At 67.7% G+C, this 19127-nt stretch carries 18 protein-coding genes and 1 tRNA gene; 12 read left to right on the forward strand and 7 right to left on the reverse strand.

Annotation, left to right across the window (positions count from 1 at the left end; all coding sequences use genetic code 11):
- Positions 1–29 precede the first annotated feature (29 nt).
- From HDC94_RS07420 to HDC94_RS07430, 3 genes are read right to left on the reverse strand one after another with little or no spacing between them, the layout of a single operon-like run.
- A complete protein-coding gene (locus tag HDC94_RS07420; protein ID WP_179496307.1) occupies positions 30–2054 on the reverse strand; it encodes a TPM domain-containing protein in 2025 nt (674 codons plus the stop codon).
- Between the two features lie 46 nt (positions 2055–2100).
- Complete coding sequence (locus HDC94_RS07425; RefSeq protein ID WP_179496309.1) at positions 2101–2859, reverse strand: hypothetical protein; 759 nt, start codon at positions 2857–2859, stop codon at positions 2101–2103.
- A complete protein-coding gene (locus HDC94_RS07430; protein WP_179496311.1) occupies positions 2852–3373 on the reverse strand; it encodes a sigma-70 family RNA polymerase sigma factor in 522 nt (173 codons plus the stop codon). The genes HDC94_RS07425 and HDC94_RS07430 overlap by 8 nt, the downstream gene beginning before the upstream one ends.
- Before the next feature lie 205 nt (positions 3374–3578).
- Here HDC94_RS07430 and HDC94_RS07435 point away from each other — a divergent pair, with 205 nt between their 5' ends.
- Both HDC94_RS07435 and HDC94_RS07440 read left to right on the forward strand, forming a co-directional pair.
- On the forward strand, positions 3579–4142 hold the full coding sequence (locus HDC94_RS07435) for an HdeD family acid-resistance protein (protein WP_179496313.1): 564 nt from the start codon (positions 3579–3581) through the stop codon (positions 4140–4142).
- A gap of 2 nt (positions 4143–4144) precedes the next feature.
- Positions 4145–4513 carry a hypothetical protein gene (locus HDC94_RS07440; protein WP_179496315.1) on the forward strand — a complete coding sequence of 123 codons (369 nt, stop codon included), beginning with the start codon at positions 4145–4147 and terminating at the stop codon, positions 4511–4513.
- A 229-nt stretch (positions 4514–4742) separates the two neighbouring features.
- Here the strand turns inward: HDC94_RS07440 and HDC94_RS07445 are convergent.
- A tRNA-Arg gene (locus HDC94_RS07445) sits at positions 4743–4815 on the reverse strand.
- 61 nt (positions 4816–4876) lie between these two features.
- Here HDC94_RS07445 and HDC94_RS07450 point away from each other — a divergent pair.
- Positions 4877–5671: a transglutaminase family protein gene (locus tag HDC94_RS07450; protein ID WP_179496317.1), complete on the forward strand. Its 795-nt coding sequence runs from the start codon at positions 4877–4879 to the stop codon at positions 5669–5671.
- 5 nt (positions 5672–5676) lie between these two features.
- Here the strand turns inward: HDC94_RS07450 and HDC94_RS07455 are convergent, their stop codons facing one another.
- Positions 5677–6273, reverse strand: a complete 597-nt coding sequence (locus HDC94_RS07455; protein WP_179496319.1) for an arginyl-tRNA synthetase — start codon at positions 6271–6273, stop codon at positions 5677–5679.
- Positions 6274–6366: 93 nt separating this feature from the next.
- Here HDC94_RS07455 and argS point away from each other — a divergent pair, with 93 nt between their 5' ends.
- The 9 genes from argS to prmC all read left to right on the forward strand — a co-directional run bounded on the left by argS (position 6367) and on the right by prmC (position 17786).
- Positions 6367–8025: an arginine--tRNA ligase gene (gene argS, locus HDC94_RS07460; protein WP_179496321.1), complete on the forward strand. Its 1659-nt coding sequence runs from the start codon at positions 6367–6369 to the stop codon at positions 8023–8025.
- A gap of 1 nt (position 8026) precedes the next feature.
- On the forward strand, positions 8027–8863 hold the full coding sequence (locus HDC94_RS07465) for an LmeA family phospholipid-binding protein (RefSeq protein ID WP_179496323.1): 837 nt from the start codon (positions 8027–8029) through the stop codon (positions 8861–8863).
- A gap of 101 nt (positions 8864–8964) precedes the next feature.
- Positions 8965–10395 carry a diaminopimelate decarboxylase gene (gene lysA, locus HDC94_RS07470; protein WP_179496324.1) on the forward strand — a complete coding sequence of 477 codons (1431 nt, stop codon included), beginning with the start codon at positions 8965–8967 and terminating at the stop codon, positions 10393–10395.
- Positions 10392–11702, forward strand: a complete 1311-nt coding sequence (locus HDC94_RS07475; protein ID WP_179496325.1) for a homoserine dehydrogenase — start codon at positions 10392–10394, stop codon at positions 11700–11702. The genes lysA and HDC94_RS07475 overlap by 4 nt, the downstream gene beginning before the upstream one ends.
- A gap of 7 nt (positions 11703–11709) precedes the next feature.
- Entirely contained in the window at positions 11710–12786 is a 1077-nt protein-coding gene (gene thrC / locus HDC94_RS07480) for a threonine synthase (protein WP_179496326.1), read from the forward strand.
- Positions 12783–13718 (forward strand): homoserine kinase, encoded by a 936-nt coding sequence (gene thrB / locus HDC94_RS07485; protein WP_179496327.1) that lies wholly within the window; start codon positions 12783–12785, stop codon positions 13716–13718. Before thrC ends, thrB begins: the two co-directional genes overlap by 4 nt.
- 93 nt (positions 13719–13811) lie before the next feature.
- A complete protein-coding gene (gene rho / locus HDC94_RS07490; RefSeq protein ID WP_179496328.1) occupies positions 13812–15827 on the forward strand; it encodes a transcription termination factor Rho in 2016 nt (671 codons plus the stop codon).
- Positions 15828–15829: 2 nt separating this feature from the next.
- Positions 15830–16909, forward strand: coding sequence for a peptide chain release factor 1 (gene prfA / locus HDC94_RS07495; protein ID WP_179496329.1), 1080 nt, complete (start codon positions 15830–15832; stop codon positions 16907–16909).
- Positions 16910–16931: 22 nt separating this feature from the next.
- Positions 16932–17786 (forward strand): peptide chain release factor N(5)-glutamine methyltransferase, encoded by an 855-nt coding sequence (gene prmC / locus HDC94_RS07500; RefSeq protein WP_179496330.1) that lies wholly within the window; start codon positions 16932–16934, stop codon positions 17784–17786.
- Between the two features lie 28 nt (positions 17787–17814).
- On the opposite strand, the gene HDC94_RS07505 is transcribed toward prmC, so the two are convergent.
- A complete protein-coding gene (locus HDC94_RS07505) occupies positions 17815–18435 on the reverse strand; it encodes an HAD family phosphatase (protein ID WP_179496331.1) in 621 nt (206 codons plus the stop codon).
- Complete coding sequence (locus HDC94_RS07510) at positions 18432–19061, reverse strand: HAD-IA family hydrolase (protein WP_179496332.1); 630 nt, start codon at positions 19059–19061, stop codon at positions 18432–18434. Before HDC94_RS07510 ends, HDC94_RS07505 begins: the two co-directional genes overlap by 4 nt.
- Positions 19062–19127: the final 66 nt, after the last annotated feature.

Here is a 19127-nt window from a genome sequence, read left to right on the forward strand (position 1 = left end):
TTCGGTGATCGAGTCGGTCGAGAGCCTGTTTAGAACCTACCGCCGCGACTGCGGCGGCCACCACTGCTCCGGCTGGAGCTCCGCGAGCTGCGGGAGCTGCCGCCGAACGACGTCGAGCGTGAGCTGCGGGACGGCGACGAGCTGCGGTAGGAGCTGCTCCTGCGGGGAACACTGCCGGAGCGCAGCATCCCCTCGACGAGACCACCGAGGATGCCGCCCAGGTCTGCGCCATCCGAACCGCCCGCCCACGACGATCCGCCGTAGTTCACGGCCGAGGAGTGTCGGTTCACCTCGCTGTTGGCGAGCGCGAACGCCGAACTCGCGAGGTCGTTCGCCCGCTGTGCCTCGGCGAGGGCTGCGATCGGGTCCGAGGTCCGCAGCGCTATGGCCTGCTGGAGGTGGCGGTCGGCCTCGTTGGCCCGCGTCCGTGCGGATTCGCCGATCGCGCCGCGACGCGTGGTGATGAACTCGTTTGTGGAGGAGAGTTGAGCTCGCGCGGCGTCCACAGCCGCCTCGAGCTGGGCTGCCGCCGTGACGATCCTCGCCTGCTCCTGCTGCACGCCGGTGAACACCGTCTCGAGCGCCAGGTTCGCCTCGCTCAGTCGCGCAACGGCGGTGACGGGGTCCGTCCGACCCGCTTGGGCCGCGGCGAGCGCGGCCTCTGCCGCAGCCAGCGAGGGCTCGAGCCGGGCGGATGCCGCGTCCGCTGGCAGCGCGCGGGCCGCGGCGATGTCCTGCGCGGTGTCGGCCAACAGTGCGTCGAGCGAGGAGTTCGCGGCATCCAGGTCGGCCCGACGCGCGTCGATGGCCTCCAGCAGCTGTGATGCCTGTCCGACCGAGGATTGCGCGGACCGCAGCGCGATGGCGGCATCGCTCGCCCTGCCCGCGGCGATCGACCCTCGCGCCGAGGCAACTGTCGTGTCCGCGAAGTCGAGGAGCTTGCCCGCCTGTGTCACGTTGCCGGCCACAGGACCGACCGCGGAGCCGGCGTAGGTCGACGTGAGGGACGCGAGCGTCGCCCCCGCCGAGGCAAGCCTCTCCCGGGTCGCGGACGCCGAGGCGACGACCTCGTCGAGTGCGGCGGGAGCATTCTTCTCCAGTTCGCGCAGGGCGTCGAAAGCGTCCGCCTGGCTGTCGAGCTCCGCATCGGCCTGCTCGCACAGCTCGATAATGCGGAGGGTGAGCGAACGGCGATCTGTGTCGGACTCGGGCTCGGCGTCATCCAGCCGCTGCTTGATCGTGAAGGCCTCCTTCACGTTGTTGCTCGCCGTGGCGAACGCCTCCGTGAACTCCTTCGTGGCCTTATCCCCGAACTGGGCAACGGCGAAGCCGAGCTCCTGCTCGCTGGTCTTGAGCGAATCGTCCAGCTGGACGAGGAGGCTTCCGGCGCGGGTGTCGAGCTGTTTCTGGGTCATCGACTCAGGCGCAGCGGTGGTGGTGGCATCCTCGTGTCCGCGCCGCCGCAACCTGTAGATCACGAAGGCGCCGATTCCGACAACGGCCACTCCGCCCACGATCGGCAGGATCGGCACGCCGTCGGTGCCGGAGCCGGGAGCCGGGATGGTGCCCCGAATGGAGCGGGTGATCGACTCGGATGCCGCGATCGCGGCCTCCGTCCACCGGTCGTAGCGCAGCTCGCGCTCGACGTCGACCTCGAGCTGGTCGAGCTGTTCGTCGGTGAGCGGGTTCGCCTCGTCGACCGAGATCGCGTACTGGCGCGTGTCCGTGCCGACGGCCAGCAGGATGTCGTTGGCCCCGAGCCCGTTGCTCACGGCCGTCGTGTCTGCCCAGACGACGGGGTCCGCTGCACCGGTGAATCCCCGCACGTAGACGACATAGAGCTGCATCCCCGTGTTGTCGTACAACGAATCGAGTGCGGCGGTGATGCGGGGTTCATCATCGCCGCCGAGCACTCCTGCGGTGTCGACGACGTAGGCGCCCTCCAACAGGAGCGGATCCTCCGCGAAGGCGGCCACAGGGGCGACGACTGCCCCGGCTATGCCCGCGAAAGCCCCGACGGCAAGCGCGGCAGCGGCACTCCAGCGTGAGAACATCCGATAGCTCCTTCGACGTCGGCAGTACCCGAGATCCTAAGGGGCGCTACTGAAGGGTTATCTGTGACCGGGGTCCCGTGACGAGATCGGGGAGGGGCGGATCGACGGTCCCGACTGCGGGGGTGAAGTCCACTGCGGCCGAGACGTCGTAGTCGCCGGCGGGCAGCGCGGCAGCGGTCGCGACATCCTCCCCAGTCGAGCAGAGCACCGGAACGAAGGATGCCGCGTACGCCACCGTCTCGCCCGGTTGCAGCTCCACCATCGTCATCTCGTACTCCGTGGGTACTCCGAGCGCGACCACGAGGTCCCCCCGCGACACTGTCACGGTCGGGCCGATCACGGTCAGACCCGATACGGCCTCGTCAGAGGTGTTGGTCATGGTGACGGTTCCGTCGATCAAGGCGGACGTCGACGAAGCGGCCGGCGGGAACTGCACCGCGAGCTCCAGACCGTACTCGCTCGGCTCAGGGCTGGCGGCCGCCTCACCGCACGTGTTGAGGGACTCGGCGCCGAGGCGCTTCATCGGGGCCATTTCGTCTGAGCTCTCCAGCGGTGCCTCGTCGCTCAGCGAGCCCTGCTCCGCGACCGTCGACGTGGACTGTGTCAGTGAGGACACGTTCACGGCCAGGACGCCGACACCCACCAGTGCCAGCACACCGAGGGCGCCCGCGGCGACCTGCTGGGGAACGCGGCGGCGCCTGGCCCTGGCGATCACCGCGTCGGCGTCGACAGTGTGCGGGGCGTCGGTCTCGGCCAGCAGCCTCCGCAGGTCGTTCTCATCGCGCATGCCGTCGTTCTCAGTCACGATCGCCCTCCTCGTCGCTCAGCGAGACAGCCAGTCGAGCGAGACCATCGCTCAGGTATCGCTTGACCGCACCCGCGCTGATCCCCAGCCACTCCGCGATGTCGTCGACCTTGAGGTCCTCGTAGTACCGCAGCACAACACACGCGCGCTCACGGGGACGGAGCCTCATGAGTTGAGCCTGGAGGTCCACCCTCGACTGCACCTCGGTATCGCGCGCCTCATCGATCTCGGGGGTGACCTGGAGGTGCGCGATCTTGCGCCAGCGCGTCCTGCGGCGTCCGGCGTCGAGATACGTGTTCAGGATGGCTCGGCGGACGTACGCCTCCGCACTCGCGACGGTGAAGCCGTTGCGGAGACGTCCGAACGTCTTCACGAGGGCATCCTGCACGAGATCGGATGCGTCATCCCGGCTCCCCGAGATCAGGTACGCGTAGGTGGTCAGAGCGTCCCCCCGCTCCCGTACCAGCTGCGTCAGGACGTGCTCCCACTCTGGGCTCCGGCTGGGACTGGCCACGCTGACGCTCCTGGTCTCGGTCGGGCAACTCGACGAGTCAACCGTAAGTGTGCTCACACTGAAGAAGACGACGCCCGGCCACGGAACGTTGTAGTGAAACTTTGTTGCGTCACAACCGCTCTCGGGGCACCTCTCGGAGTAGCCTGTGCGATGCAGCGGGCTCCGCAGCCCAGCACGACCGAGTCATCGAGGAAAGCAGGACGCAATGTCATCGACTACGAGTGAGCTCACGAGCCTCTTCCGGCAGACCCGGATCGTCTGGGGAATCCGTGCGGCCGTCGCCCTCATCCTGGGCGTGCTGGTGCTCGTCTGGCCGCAGTCCACGATCAACATCCTCGCCGTGATCCTCGGCATCTACTTCGTGATCCTCGGAATCGTGCGCGTCGTCCAGGGCTTCACCGACAAGGAGCTGAACGGGGGCGGCAAGGTCGCCAACTTCATCCTGGGCGCCGTGATTCTCGCCGCGGGCGTGATCGTCATCCGCAATCCCTTCGAGACTGCCGTGTTCATCGTGATCCTCGTGGGCATCTCCTGGATCTTCGAGGGAGTAGCCACCCTGATCGACACCGCGCGCGGCAACGGCAGCGCCCTCTCGATCGTGATCGGCATCCTCATCGCGCTCGCCGGCGTGCTCGTCATCCTCTTCGCTGACGGCGTCACGATCGCGTACGCCGTGTTCTTCGGCATCACGCTCATCGCGGTCGGCATTCTCGACCTCGTGCTCCTGTTCACCGTCGGGCGCACGCTCGCGGCCGCAGCGAAGGCCTAGGGATGGCAGAGCGCAAGCCCGATTCGACGGTGGGCACGACCATCAAGCTCATCGTGTCCATCGCGGCCATCGTCGTCGGATTGTTCCTCGTCTTCGGGGCGGCAAGTGCGCCCGTCGCGGATGCGGTCTTCGTCGGATCGATCGCAGCGGTGCTCGCGGTCTACCTGTGGAGCGGGGTGACCCCGGGCCAGGCGAGACTGATCTCCGTTGTCCTCATCTTCGTGGCGGTGTACGCGTTCGTGCGCGGCTTCAGCCTGTTGGAGCTCACCGTGTTCCGTCAGATCGGCGGTATCACGGCGATCGTGAGCGGTGTCATCCTGCTGCTGCCGTTCCTGCGTGCGCGGTTCGGGAAGGCCCCCTCTGTGGGTTGAGTAGCCGCGGCGAAGCCCGGCGTATCGAAACCTCACCGACGAAGAGCGGTAGGAGGCGGGGGCCTCCACTTGACCGACGGCCGAGACGGCCGTCGGCGCTGGCGTCGCGGCGAAGGCCAGAAATGGCCTTCGCTCCCAGCTCCAGCGCGCCCACGAGCAGGTTCGCGTCCGAACTGGGGTGCTGAAATGAAAAGCGCCCCGCCATGTGGCGGAGCGCTTTTCATTTCAGTGCCCCCAGCAGGATTTGAACCTGCGGCCTTCTGCTCCGGAGGCAGACGCTCTATCCCCTGAGCTATGGGGGCAAAGGGACGCCTCAACAGTACCAGCGCGAATGATCGAGTGACCGCATGCGAGGATCGAACCATGATCCGCAGCGTCTCCGTCCATCTGGACATCGAACTGGCCGGCCGAACCGACCTCGTGTTCGATGTCGGAGTCGCGCGTGGCGCATCCGTCGTCCACGAGACGCTCGACTTCTCGATCGGCGACCAGACCCCCGATGTTACCGAGATCGTCGACCCGAACGGCAGCCGCCTGCACAGTTTCGAGAGCGGCGCCGGCACCATGTCCGTCGACTACCGCGTGGAGGTGGAGGGTCGCGCGACCCCCGCCCCCGTCGACGAGCTCGAGCTCATCACCTACCTCCGCCCGAGCCGTTACTGCCAGTCCGACAGCCTCAGCGCGGTCGCGCGTTCCGAGTTCTGGGGCCTCACGGGTCACAACCTCCTGGCGGCCGTGGTGCGCTGGGTCAGCGCACGCCTCAGCTACGTCTCGGGATCGAGCGAGCCCACGGACGGCGCCGTCCAGACCCTCGCTGCAGGCCGAGGGGTCTGCCGTGACTACGCGCACCTCGTGATCGCCCTCCTTCGAGCGCTCGACGTGCCCGCCCGGATGGTGGCCGTCTACGCTCCCGGCCTTGAGCCGATGGACTTCCACGCGGTCGTCGAGGCCCATGTCGACGGCCAGTGGTGGCTCGTGGATGCCACGCACCTGGCGCCGCGCCAGAGCATGTTGCGCATCTCGACCGGCCGCGACGCAGCGGACATCGCGTTCCTGACCAATCACGGTGCTGATCTCACGCTCACGTCGATGTCGGTGCTCGCCGTCGTCGACGACCTTCCGTTCGACGACGGCCTCCAGCTGGTGCAGCTGGGCTGACGCCCCTAGGGCAGTGCAGCAGTGACGTCGCCCATGAGCGCACCGGCGTCGCCGGGTGCGGCGAAGATCGGCGACACGATCGACACCCAGTAGTGCGAGGGGAACGCCTGCGCCTGCCCGAGGCCGCCAGCGACGGAGAAGTAACCGCGGGCACCGTAGTCGCCGACCGAGGAACCCGCGGCGTCGAGCGTCGCGATGCGTGAGCTGGCGACATCCGACGGGAGATCCGCCACCGACACGTCGATCGTGACGCCGTTGGTGTCGTGAACCCATCTGCAGACGGTGCCGCCAGCGGCCTGTGCGTCGGCGGCGAGGGAGCCAGCATCCGGCGTGAACGCACCCAAGGGTGAGAAGTTCGGATCGAATGCGTACATCGTGTCCGGGTCGATCAGGCTCGAGCAGTCCACGGCGAACGGGATGATCTCGGGGGTCGGATTCGGCGTCGGCGTCGGAGAGGACTCGGTGGGAGCAGGGGAGGGAGTCGAGCTCCGCGTTGCGGTCGGCGTGGGGGTGGGCATCCCGGGGTCCTGCACGCATGCGGCCAGCGCGATCACGCTGAGAAGTGTCGTCGCCAGGGCCAGAGTTGTGCGGTGCGTTCGCATGGTCACATTGTGACCCCGCGCAGACCGGCAGGGCCGTTGCCCGCGCCGGACTGTGCCGGTACTCCCATGCCACCCCGGGTACTCTTGGGGATCGTGAATCCCGCCGATCTGTCGTCCGCCCTGTTGTCCGTCGTCCAGGGTGTCGTCGAGGGCCGAGGCCAGTCCATCGAGCTGACCGTCGCGGACGTCGTCCTCGAACGCCCGCGCAACCGCGACCACGGCGACTGGGCGAGCAACATCGCGATGAAGCTCGCCAAGCCGCTCGGTGTGAACCCCCGTGAGCTCGCCGAGGAGATCGCCGTGCAGGCGCGTGCCATCCCCGGGATCGCCGCGGTGGATGTCGCCGGCCCGGGTTTCATCAACATCACCCTCGATGCGGCCGCTGCTGGCGCCCTCGCGCGCACGATCGTCGAGGCGGGCGCAGAGTACGGGCGCGGGGACCTCTACCAGGGTGTCACGATCAACCTCGAGTTCGTCTCGGCCAACCCGACGGGGCCGATCCACATCGGGGGAGTGCGCTGGGCAGCCGTCGGCGACAGCCTCGCCCGCATCTTCCAGGCCCAGGGTGGCCTCGTCACGCGCGAGTACTACTTCAACGACCACGGTGCGCAGATCGACCGCTTCGCGCGCAGCCTGCTCGCGAGCTGGCTCGGCGAGCCTGCTCCCGAGGACGGTTACGGCGGCGACTACATCTCGGACATCGCCGCCCGTGTGATCGCCGACTACCCCGGGGACCTGTTCCACATCCCGCGTGATGAGCAGCAGGAGGTCTTCCGCGCGGTGGGCGTCGAGCTCATGTTCGGGGACATCAAGGCGAGCCTCCACGAGTTCGGTGTCGATTTCGACGTCTACTTCCACGAGAACGAATTGCACGAATCCGGTGCGGTAGAGCGCGCGATCGATCGCCTGCGCGACCTCGGCGCGATCTACGAGGCCGATGGCGCCACGTGGTTCCGGTCGACGGACTACGGCGACGACAAGGATCGCGTCGTCATCAAGTCCGACGGCGAGGCCGGGTACATCTCGGGTGACCTCGCCTACTACCTCAACAAGCGTGAGCGAGGCTTCGAGCGCAACCTGATCATGCTCGGCGCCGACCACCACGGCTACGTGCAGCGCCTCATGGCGATGACGAAGGCGTTCGGCGATGAGCCGTACGTCAACCTCGAGATCCTCATCGGCCAGCTCGTCAACCTCGTGCGTGATGGTGAGCCGGTGCGCATGTCGAAGCGGGCAGGCACGGTCGTCACCCTTGAGGATCTCGTCGAGGCAGTGGGAGTGGATGCGGGTCGGTACGCACTCGTGCGCAGCTCGATCGACTCGCAGGTGGACATCGACCTCGAGCTGTGGGGCAAGCACACGCCCGACAACCCCGTGTTCTACGTGCAGTACGCGCACGCTCGCACCCACTCGGTGGCCCGCAACGCCGCGGAGTACGGTGTCGACCGCTCCGCTTTCGACGCGGGGCTCCTCGACCACGAGTCGGAGAGTGTGCTGCTCGGCATCCTCGCCGAATTCCCGCGCGTCGTGAAACAGGCCGCCGAGCTGCGTGAGCCGCATCGCGTCGCCCGCTATGCGGAGGAGCTCGCCGGGGCCTACCACAGCTGGTATTCGAGCTGCCGGGTGACCCCGCAGGGCGACGAGGCGATCACCGACGTGCATCGCACGAGGCTCTGGCTCAACGATGCGGTCGGGCAGGTGCTCAACAATGCGCTAGGCCTGCTCGGCGTGAGCGCTCCGGACCGGATGTGACGTGACAGAGCCCCTCCAGCCCACAGGATCCGCCTCCGCGACGACGCAGGTGCTCCTCGTCGAGGAACCACCCCGACGCAAGCGGCGCTGGCTGGGCTGGGTGATCGGCTTGTTCATCGTGGTCGCGCTGCTCGCGGTGGCTGCGATCGTGGGGGAGACCCTCGCTCGCCAGTACGCCGAGGGTTACATCCGGGATCGCGTCATCGAGGCGCTCCCCGTCGATCCGGCAACACCGCTCGACGTCGAGGTCGGGGGCGGCCCGGTCCTGCTCCAGGCCATCTCCGGACGCATGACGGAGATCGTCGTGGGGATCCCGGAACTCACCATCGGCGAGATCTCGGGATCCGCGACCGTGACCGCATCGGGTGTTCCCCTCGACGAGTCGCAGCCCACCGAGAACCTCGACATCGTGCTCACGATCCCGGCGTCGAGCGTGCAGAGGCTCTCGACCTACCTGAGCGGCATCGAACTAGACTCCATCACCCTCGGCAACGGCCTGATCACCGTCGATACGACCGTGGACCTCCTGCTGTTCAGCGTTCCGATCTCCATCGATCTCGCGCCCTCCGCCGATGCGGGAGGGATCGCGTTCCGGCCCGAGACGATCACCCTCGAGCAGCAGGAGATCTCGGTCGACGACCTGCGGTCGAACCCGCTCGTGTCGGGGATCGCCGGGTCGCTCCTGCGGTCGCAGGTCTTCTGTGTCGCGGAGTCGCTGCCGAAAGCCCTCACCCTCTCCGAGGTCTCCGTGGTCGGTTCGGATCTCGTGGTGCGGGTCACGGGCGACGGCGTCGCCCTCGGCGATCCGGCACTCCTCGAGACCGGCACCTGCCCGTAACACCCGCAAGCGCTCGTTCCCCGCCCGGTACACTGGTGTCGGCTTCAGGGACCAATCCGGGTCCGCTCGCCTCACCAGATCGCCCACACCGTGAGGTCATCGTGTCCAGCAACCCGCTTGCGCCGTCATGGCTGCGCGCCCCCGTCGACGCCAACGCGCTGCCGCCTGCAGTCTGGTCGCAGAACGCGAGCCGTGATGACTCCGGCGAACTCGTGATCGCGGGGGTTGCGGCATCCGCCATCGTGTCCGAGTTCGGCACACCCGTGTACGTCGTGGACGAGGCGGATGCCCGTTCCCGCGCCGCACGCATCCGCTCGTCGTTCGATCGCGAGTTCGCCCGCGTCGGGGGAGCGGCCAAGGTCTACTACGCGGGCAAGGCGTTCCTCTCCGTCGAGATCGCACGCTGGGTGACGGAGGAGGGGCTCAACATCGACGTCGCGAGCGGCGGTGAACTCGCTGTCGCACTCGCGGCCGGTGTCGAGCCGTCGCGACTGGGCCTCCACGGCAACAACAAGAGCCGCGCCGAGATCGATCGGGCCGTCTCGGTGGGTATCGGGGCCATCGTCATCGACAGCGTTCTGGAGATCGAGAGGGTTGCCGACGCCGCAGCCCGCCACGGTCGTGTTCAGCCGGTCCGCCTGCGCATCAACAGTGGTGTGCACGCCTCGACGCACGAGTACCTCGCCACCGCTCGCGAGGACCAGAAGTTCGGCATTCCGCTCGCGGATGCCGCGGCCGTCGTCGCCCAGATCCGCTCCCACCCCGAACTCTCCTTCCTCGGCCTCCACTCCCACATCGGGTCGCAGATCTTCGAGTCGGACGGCTTCGCCGAGGCAGCGCACCGCCTCTTCACCCTCCACTCGCAACTGCTCGAGGGTGGTGACGTGCCCGAACTGAACCTCGGCGGGGGCTTCGGCATCGCCTACACCTCGGTGGATGAGCCCCTTGACGTCGAGGAGATCGCTCGCCGCTTCGCCGACATCGTCGCTGAGGGGGCCCGCGAGTTCGGTGTTCCGATTCCGCTCGTGGCCATCGAGCCCGGGCGTTCCGTGATCGGCCCGTCGACGACGACGCTGTACGAGGTCGGCACCATCAAGGACGTCGAGGTGACGCTCTCAGGCGACACCGAGCAGGCGGAGCCCTCGAGCGCCGTGCGCAAGTACGTCTCGGTCGACGGCGGAATGAGCGACAACATCCGACCTGCGCTCTACGGCGCCGACTACTCCGCCCGCATCGTGAACCGGGCCTCCGCTGCGGAGCCCGTGCTCGTGCGAGTCGCGGGAAAGCACTGCGAGTCTGGCGACATCCTCGTGCACGCCGAGTACCTCCCCGGCGATGTCTCGCCCGGCGACCTGCTGGCGATTCCCGCGACGGGCGCCTATGGCTGGGCGATGGCGAGCAACTACAACTACCTGGGGAGGCCGCCGGTGGTGGCCGTCCTGGACGGCCGCGCGCGACTCATCGTGCGTGGCGAGACCGAAGCTGACCTGTTGTCGCGCGATGTCGCACTACGACCTGGAGAAGAACTGTGATCGAATACCGCAACCTCCGAGTGGCCGTACTGGGCGGTGGATCCGTCGGATCCCAGGTCGCAGCACTGCTGCTCGAGCACGGCGAGGAGCTCGCGGCGCGCGCCGGTGCCGGCCTCGAGCTCGTCGGTGTAGCAGTCCGCAATCCGGATGCTGCGCGCGACACCAACATCCCGCGTGAGCTGATCACCACCGACGCCGACTCCCTCATCCTCGGTGCCGACATCGTTGTCGAGCTCATCGGGGGCATCGAGCCGGCACGCAGCTACATCCTGAAGGCCCTCAACTCCGGCGCCGACGTGATCACCGCCAACAAGGCGGTGCTCGCGAGCTACGGTCCAGAGCTCTTCGAGGCGGCGGAGCAGGTCGGCGCTCAGCTGTACTACGAAGCGGCGGTGGGCGGCGCGATTCCGATCATCCGCCCGCTCCGCGACAGCCTTGCCGGTGACCGGGTCAAACGCATTCTCGGCATCGTCAACGGAACAACCAACTACATCCTCGACCGCATGGACACCGAGGGGGACACCCTCGAGGAGGCTCTCGCCGAGGCGACCGCGCTCGGATACGCGGAGGCCGACCCGACGGCCGACATCGAGGGTTTCGACGCGGCCGCGAAGGCAGCCATCCTCTCGAGCCTCGCGTTCCACACGACCGTTCCCCTCGATGCCGTCTACCGCGAGGGCATCACGGCCGTTACTCGCGAGCAGGTCATCTCGGCTCGCGAAGCCGGGTACGTCGTGAAGCTCCTCGCGGTGTGCGAGCGCGTCGACACTGACGGGGTCGAGGGAGTCTCCGCTCGTGTCCACCCCGCGCTGGTTCCGCTGAGTCACCCGCTCGCTGCCGTCCACGGGGCCAACAACGCCGTATTCGTGGAGGCCGAGGCAGCGGGCAGCCTCATGTTCTACGGTGCGGGGGCCGGGGGAGTGCAGACTGCATCAGCGGTGCTCGGCGACGTCGTGTCGGCGGCTCGCCGCCACGTCGCCGGAGGCCCGGGTGTTGCCGAGTCGACCCACGCCAACCTGCCCGTCCTGCCGATCTCGAGCGCAACCACCCGCTACCAGGTGACCCTGCAGGTCGCGGACGAACCGGGCGTCCTCGCGACTATCGCGAAGGCCTTCAGTGAGCGCAGTGTCTCCGTCGAAGCGGTGTCCCAATCGGTGGCCGGCGGTCAGGAGGGCCAGCAGCCCACCGCTACCCTTGTCATAGTCACGCACGAGGCGCTCGAATCTTCGCTCGCCGCTACCGTGGCATCGCTTGCGGCGAGTCCTGTCGTCTCCAGCGTCGTATCCGTCCTGCGAGTTGAAGGATAACCAGAACGTGGCTCACCAGTGGCGCGGAGTACTCCGCGAATATGCCGACCGTCTCGACATCTCCGATGCGACCCCGATCATCACGCTCGGCGAGGGCGGAACGCCGCTCATCCCGGCTCCTGCCCTGAATCGCCGCACCGGTGCCAACGTCTGGGTCAAGTTCGAGGGGATGAACCCCACGGGCTCCTTCAAGGACCGCGGCATGACGATGGCTGTCTCCAAGGCCGTCGAGCACGGCGCGAAGGCGATCATCTGCGCCTCGACGGGCAACACGTCGGCCTCCGCGGCCGCGTACGCGGCCCACGCCGGCATCACCGCGGCCGTCCTCGTTCCCGAGGGCAAGATCGCAATGGGCAAGCTCAGCCAGGCCATCGCCCACAACGGCCAGCTCATCCAGCTGCAGGGCAACTTCGATGACTGTCTCGAGATCGCTCGTGAGCTTGCCGAGCACTACCCGGTCCACCTCGTCAACTCGGTCAACAACGACCGCATCGAGGGCCAGAAGACAGCAGCGTTCGAGGTTGTCGAGGTTCTCGGGGATGCTCCGGACTTCCACTTCGTGCCCGTCGGCAACGCGGGCAACTACACCGCCTACCACCGCGGGTACACCGAGGAGCTCGCGGTAGGCGCAACGACGCGGATGCCGCGGATGTTCGGCTTCCAGGCCGCGGGTAGCGCACCCATCGTCGCGGGCGAGATCGTCAAGAATCCCGACACGATCGCCTCGGCCATCCGCATCGGCAACCCGGCCAGCTGGGAGCTCGCGCTCGCAGCCCGGGACAACAGCGACGGCTACTTCGGCGCGATCACCGACGAGAAGATCCTCGAGGCGCACCGCATCCTCTCCGCTGAGGTCGGCATCTTCGTGGAGCCGGCCTCCGCCATCAGTGTCGCGGGCCTCCTCGAGCGCGCCGAGGCCGGCCAGATCCCGCGTGGGGCGACCGTCGTGCTGACGGTCACCGGCCACGGCCTCAAGGATCCGCAGTGGGCACTTCGTACCGCGAGCGGCGACGACGTCACCCCGACGATCGTCCCGGTCGACACGGCGGAGGTTGCCTCGGTCCTCGGTCTGGTCGCACAATGACCGACCTCGTCGGACGCACGGTCACCGTCCGCGTCCCCGCGACCTCGGCCAACCTCGGCCCCGGCTTCGACACGCTGGGTCTCGCGCTCGCGCTCTACGACGAGCTCGAGGTCACGGCCACCGAGTCGGGCGTTCACGTGGATGTCCACGGAGTCGGCGAGGGCGAAGTCCCGACCGACGAGACCAACCTCGTCGTGCGTTCCATCAAGCACGCGTTCGACCACTACTCGATCCCGATGCCCGGCCTGCACCTGGTGGCGAAGAACTCGATCCCGCACGGACGCGGCCTCGGTTCCTCTGGGGCCGCGATCGTCTCCGGCATCATGGCCGCCAAGGGCCTGCTCGAGGGCGTCGTCGAGCTTGACTCCGACGACCTTCTGACGCTCGCCACTGAGCTCGAGGGTCACCCGGACAACGTTGCACCCGCGATCTTCGGCGGGCTCACGATCGCGTGGATGACGCCAGAGGGCCCGCGTGCCAAGAAGCTCATCGTCCACCGCGGCGTCTCGCCGGTGGTCCTCGTTCCCGCGGCGACCATGTCGACCGCGCTCGCGCGGAGCCTGCAGCCAGAATCCGTGCCCCACGCGGATGCCGTCTTCAACCTCTCGCGGTCGGCCCTGCTCATCGCGGCTCTCATCCAGAGCCCCGAGCTCCTGCTCGAGGCCACCGAGGACCGCCTGCACCAGGACTACCGCGCGAGCGCGATGCCCGAGACGAGCGAACTCATCCAGGTACTGCGCGCGAGCGGGCACGCTGCGGTCGTCTCCGGTGCCGGCCCATCGATACTCGTCCTGTCCAGCGACCCCTCCCAGCGGGTGCTCGCGGCAGACCTCGTCGAGGGCAACACGTCCAACCCGTGGGAAGCGCTCATGCTGGCCGTCGACTTCAAAGGTGCTACAGTGTTTCTGCACGAGGTAGCAGAACCGGCCTAGCCGACACTCCCTCGATCAGCACCATCACCCTCGCTTTCCCACTCACTTCGGTGCATCCGCACCCGATGAGAAGGCGATCAGCTCTCCGCAGGGATGCACCTCATTCCCGCCGGGGAAAGGAATCCCACACACGTGACTGACGTCAACACGCCGAACCTGAGCGCTCTCAAGCTCGCGGAGCTCCAGGCTCTCGCAGTATCCCTGGGCATCAGCGGCGCATCCAAGCTTCGTAAAGGAGAACTCGTGAACGCCATCAACGAGAACGGTGGTGCCGCTGGTGCCACCGACGCCCCTTCCGTCGAGACCACCCCCACTGAGGCGCCGGCTGAGGCCACCACACCCCCCGCGAGCGCGCCCGAGACCGAGCCGGTAGCGGTGCGCAAGCGCACCTCGCGCCGCGTGACGAGCGCCGACACCGCGGCGATTGCTGCGGCCCCCGAGCTCGCAGGAGCACCCGTCGTTGACGCCGATGCGGTCGCCACCGCGCCCGAGCCCACCGACCAGCCGATCGTGGAGTTGCCGGCACGCACGCGAGCACCCCGTCGTGCATCCAGTGCGAACCTGGCCACAACCGACCTCGGCATCGAACTCCCCGAGGGCCCCACGGGCCACACCCCTCCCTCCGAGCAGGACGGCAACGACGCCGACGGCGAGCAGAACGAGGGCGGCCAGGGCCGCAGCCGCAACCGCAACCGCAACCGCAACGAGCGCAACGGCGACCGCAATGGTGACCGTGGTGAGCGCAACGGCGACCGCAACGGCGATCGCCAGCAGGCCGACCGTCAGCAGGGCGAGCAGCGCCAGGGCGGCAACCGCCAGAACGGCCAGCAGCAGCGCGTCGAGACCACCGACGGTGACCAGGGCGAGCGCAGCGGCCGTAACCGCTACCGTGACCGCAAGCGCGGCCGCGGGGGAGCCCTCGGCGACGACTTCGAGCCCGAGATCAGTGAGGATGACGTGCTCATCCCGGTCGCTGGCATCCTCGATGTCCTCGACAACTACGCCTTCGTGCGCACCACCGGCTACCTGCCGGGCAACAACGACGTCTACGTCTCGCTCGGCCAGGTCAAGAAGTACAACCTGCGCAAGGGTGACGCCGTTGTCGGTGCCATCCGCCAGCCCCGCGAGGGCGAGCAGGGCCAGGGTCGCCAGAAGTACAACGCGATCGTGCGTATCGACTCGATCAACGGCCTGCCGGTCGAAGAGGCGGCCAACCGTGTCGAGTTCGGCAAGCTAACGCCGCTCTACCCGCAGGAGCGCCTGCGCCTCGAGACCGAGCCGAGCAAGCTGTCGACCCGGATCATCGACCTCGTGTCGCCGATCGGTAAGGGCCAGCGCGGCCTCATCGTCTCGCCCCCCAAGGCGGGAAAGACACTCGTTCTGCAGGCCATCGCCAACGCGATCTCGAAGAACAACCCCGAGGTCCACCTCATGGTTGTGCTCGTCGACGAGCGCCCCGAAGAGGTCACCGACATGCAGCGCACGGTCAAGGGTGAGGTCATCGCTTCGACCTTCGACCGCCCGGCCGAGGACCACACGACCGTCGCGGAGCTCGCCATCGAGCGCGCCAAGCGTCTCGTCGAGCTCGGTCACGACGTCGTCGTGCTTCTCGACTCGATCACGCGCCTCGGCCGTGCCTACAACCTCTCCGCTCCGGCCTCCGGCCGCGTGCTCTCCGGTGGGGTCGACTCGTCGGCGCTCTACCCGCCGAAGCGCTTCTTCGGTGCTGCACGCAACATCGAGGAGGGCGGCTCGCTCACCATCATCGCGACCGCGCTCGTCGAGACCGGTTCCAAGATGGACGAGGTCATCTTCGAGGAGTTCAAGGGCACCGGCAACATGGAGCTCCGCCTGTCGCGCCAGCTGGCCGACAAGCGCATCTTCCCGGCTGTCGACGTCAACGCCTCGGGTACCCGTCGCGAGGAGATGCTCCTCGGCGCCGAGGAGGTCAAGGTCACGTGGAAGCTCCGTCGCGCCCTCGCGGGTCTCGACCAGCAGCAGGCCCTCGAAATCGTCCTGGGCAAGCTCAAGGAGACACAGTCCAACGTTGAGTTCCTGATGCTCGTGCAGAAGTCGATGCCGAGCACCAACGGTCACAAGGAGGACTAGCCGTGTTCGAGTCAGTGCAACCGCTGCTGGCCGAACATGATGAGCTAGAGGGCCAGCTTGCTGACCCCGACCTCCACTCAGACCCGGTCAGGGCCAAGAAGGTCAACCGCCGCTACGCAGAGCTGTCGCGCATCGTCGCGGCGTACCGTGAGTGGCAGAAGCTGACCGACGACCTCGCCGCGGCATCCGAGATGGCTGCCGAGGACGAGTCGTTTGCGGCCGAGGTCCCCGGTATCACCGAGGCGCTGGATGCAGCGCAGGAGAAGCTGCGTCGTCTGCTGATCCCGCGCGACCCCAACGATTCCCGTGACGTGATCATGGAGATCAAGATGGGGGAGGGCGGCGCAGAGTCCGCGCTCTTCGCGGGAGACCTGCTTCGCATGTACCTGCACTACGCCGAGTCCAAGAAGTGGAAGACCGAGATCATCGAGCAGACCTCGAGCGACCTCGGTGGCGTGAAGGATGTGCAGGTCGCCTTCAAGGGCAACTCCAGCGATCCTGCGGAGGGCGTCTGGGCCCACCTCAAGTACGAGGGCGGAGTGCACCGTGTCCAGCGCGTTCCCGCAACGGAGTCGCAGGGTCGCATCCACACCTCCGCAGCCGGCGTGCTCGTCTTCCCCGAGGTCGACGAGCCTGAAGAGGTCGAGATCAACCAGAACGACCTCAAGATCGACGTCTACCGGTCGAGCGGCCCCGGGGGGCAGTCCGTCAACACGACCGACTCCGCCGTGCGCATCACCCACCTTCCGACGGGAATCGTGGTGGCGATGCAGAACGAGAAGAGCCAGCTGCAGAACCGCGAGGCCGGCATGCGCGTGCTGCGAGCCCGCATCCTCGCCTACCACCAGGAGATCGCCGACGCCGAGGCGAGCGAGTTCCGCAAGGGCCAGATCCGCACCATGGATCGTTCTGAGCGCATCCGCACCTACAACTTCCCGGAGAACCGCATCGCGGACCACCGGACCGGCTACAAGGCGTACAACCTCGACCAGGTCATGAACGGGGCGCTCGAGCCCGTCATCCAGTCGTGCATCACGGCCGACGAGGAGACCAGACTCGCCGAGCTCGGCAACGAGTCCTGAGTTCTCACCCCACCATAACCCGATGAAACTCGCAGCAGCACTCGACCGCGCGAGCGCGATCCTCGACTCGGCGCGCGTACCGAACGCGCGCATCGATGCCGAGTTGCTTGCCGGTCACATCCTCGGCATCAGTCGTGGGGGAGTGCAGGCGCGCGTCGCCACTGACTCGAACATCGGCACGGACGAGGCGATCGCGCTGTCCGACTTCGTCGAGCGTCGTGCTGCACGTGAGCCGCTGCAGCACATCACGGGTGTCGCCAACTTCAGGTCCCTCGAGCTCGCGGTCGGGCCCGGCGTGTTCGTGCCACGACCGGAGACCGAGTCCGTGGCGCAGTACGCCATCGATGCGCTCCGGTCCGTGGCATCCGCCGAGCCGGTCGGTGTCGATCTCGGCACGGGCAGCGGAGCGATCGCGCTGGCGATGGCCACCGAGGTGCCCCACGCTCGGGTCTACGGTGTCGAGGTGTCGCCGAGAGCCTACGTGTGGACGCGGCAGAACTTCAGGTCAGTCGGTGCCGACAACGCGACCCCGATCTTCCACGACCTTGCAGAGGCGCTTCCGGAGCTCGACGGCGGCGTCGATGTCGTTATCTCGAACCCGCCCTATATCCCGCTGCGTGCAATCCCGCGTGACCCGGAGGTTCGCCTCCACGACCCCGAGATCGCACTGTACGGCGGCGAGGACGGCCTGGATGTCGTGCGGCAGGTCTCCACAACCGCGCTACGTCTGCTCCGCCCCGGTGGCACCCTCGTACTCGAGCACGGCGAACTGCAGGCCGCGCCGATCGCAGCCCTCCTTGCCCAGGACGGGTGGCGCGCGATCGCGCACCACCGCGACCTCACGGGTCGCGACAGGGCTACTACAGCCCTCCGCTAACCCAGGACCTCGCTCAGCGTCGCATCCGTCAGACCGTGCTACGGGATGCCGCAAACTCCTCGATCGCGGCCAGAAGGCCCTCCGGCTCACGGAACAGGTGCGCCGTGATGCCCACACTCCGTGCACCTTCGACGTTGATCCTCAGGTCGTCGGCGAAGAACGCGTCGGATGCCCGCACGCCGTAGGCCTCCAGGACACGCTCGAACACCTCGGGGTTCGGCTTGCGGGCCCCGTAGTCGCTCGAGGTGAAGAGATGATCGCCGAAGATCTCGACGAGCTCGGGTGCGAGGGTGCGCAGGTGCTTGGAGACCAGCGGCCCGTTGTTGGTCAGGAGCGTGACCTGGCCGAGTTCCGTGGCGCGACGAACGGCCGCGAGCGATCCCTCGAATGGCGTCATCGCCCCTCCGCGGATCCGCACCCACTCGTCCTCGTCGATGTCGAAGTCGAGTGCTTCGCGCACCGCGGAGAGGTAGTCGTCCGCCGTGGGGTAGTGCCCGGCTTCGGCCGCCCACTCCCCAGTATCGTTCCACCAGCGCCGACGCAGTTCGTCGAGGTCGTGTCCGGTGAGCTCGGTGAGCCCGGCCATCCTCACGCCCCAGTCGTAGTCGTAGAGCACGTCGTCCATGTCGAAGATGAAGAGCAGGCTCATCGCGCGGCGAACTCCTCGACTGCAGCGAGCAGCGCATCCGTCTGGAACACTCCATCCACCTCTACGAAATGGTGCGCCGTCATGCCCACCGCGCGAGCTCCCGCGCAGTTCGATCCGGAATCGTCCGCGAGGAATGCGTTCTCCGCGGCCACGCCGTAGTGGTCGAGCGCGCGGTGGTAGAGCTCCTCATCCGGCTTGCGTGCACCGAGCTGGGAGCTCACCAGGAGGTTGCCGCCGAGGATCTCCACGACGTCGGGCACGAGGATCGGGAGCGCCGCGGCCGTCGCCGCTGGGTTGTTGGACAGCAGGGACACGCCGCCGAGCGACGCGGCTCGCCGCAGCGCTGCGACGCTGCCCTCGATCCTGGTCATGGCGAGTGCACGGGCGGATGCCCATTCCTCGAGTGACAGGCGCCGGGTCCCCGTCACCTCGGCGAAGGCGTCGAGGTACTCGTCCGCGGTACCCCATTCGCCGATCTCCGCACGGGATTCATAGCCGTCGGCCCACCAGGCGCGGGCGAGGTGGTACTGGCTCGAACCCGTCAACTCCGCGAGCGCGGGCAGGCGCTTGCGGAAGTCGTACGCGTAGAGGGTCTTGTCGAGATCGAAGAAGAAGAAAGTGTCCACTACCGTCAAGTCTGCCATCCGGCCGCAGCGCACGGCTGCCTCGCAGTGCCGGTGCAGCCTCGACCG

Source organism: Leifsonia sp. AK011 (genome assembly GCF_013410945.1).
Lineage (GTDB): Bacteria > Actinomycetota > Actinomycetes > Actinomycetales > Microbacteriaceae > Rhodoglobus.

What these genes read in the sequence shown, in the direction of transcription:
- HDC94_RS07455 (WP_179496319.1), bottom strand. Translation starts at nt 6,273, where the DNA reads ATGCGAACGCACCGCACAACTCTGGCCCTGGCGACGACACTTCTCAGC.
- HDC94_RS07440 (WP_179496315.1), top strand. Translation starts at nt 4,145, where the DNA reads ATGGCAGAGCGCAAGCCCGATTCGACGGTGGGCACGACCATCAAGCTC.
- prmC (WP_179496330.1), top strand. Translation starts at nt 16,932, where the DNA reads ATGAAACTCGCAGCAGCACTCGACCGCGCGAGCGCGATCCTCGACTCG.
- HDC94_RS07420 (WP_179496307.1), bottom strand. Translation starts at nt 2,054, where the DNA reads ATGTTCTCACGCTGGAGTGCCGCTGCCGCGCTTGCCGTCGGGGCTTTC.
- HDC94_RS07450 (WP_179496317.1), top strand. Translation starts at nt 4,877, where the DNA reads ATGATCCGCAGCGTCTCCGTCCATCTGGACATCGAACTGGCCGGCCGA.
- rho (WP_179496328.1), top strand. Translation starts at nt 13,812, where the DNA reads ATGCACCTCATTCCCGCCGGGGAAAGGAATCCCACACACGTGACTGAC.
- thrB (WP_179496327.1), top strand. Translation starts at nt 12,783, where the DNA reads ATGACCGACCTCGTCGGACGCACGGTCACCGTCCGCGTCCCCGCGACC.
- HDC94_RS07435 (WP_179496313.1), top strand. Translation starts at nt 3,579, where the DNA reads ATGTCATCGACTACGAGTGAGCTCACGAGCCTCTTCCGGCAGACCCGG.
- HDC94_RS07505 (WP_179496331.1), bottom strand. Translation starts at nt 18,435, where the DNA reads ATGAGCCTGCTCTTCATCTTCGACATGGACGACGTGCTCTACGACTAC.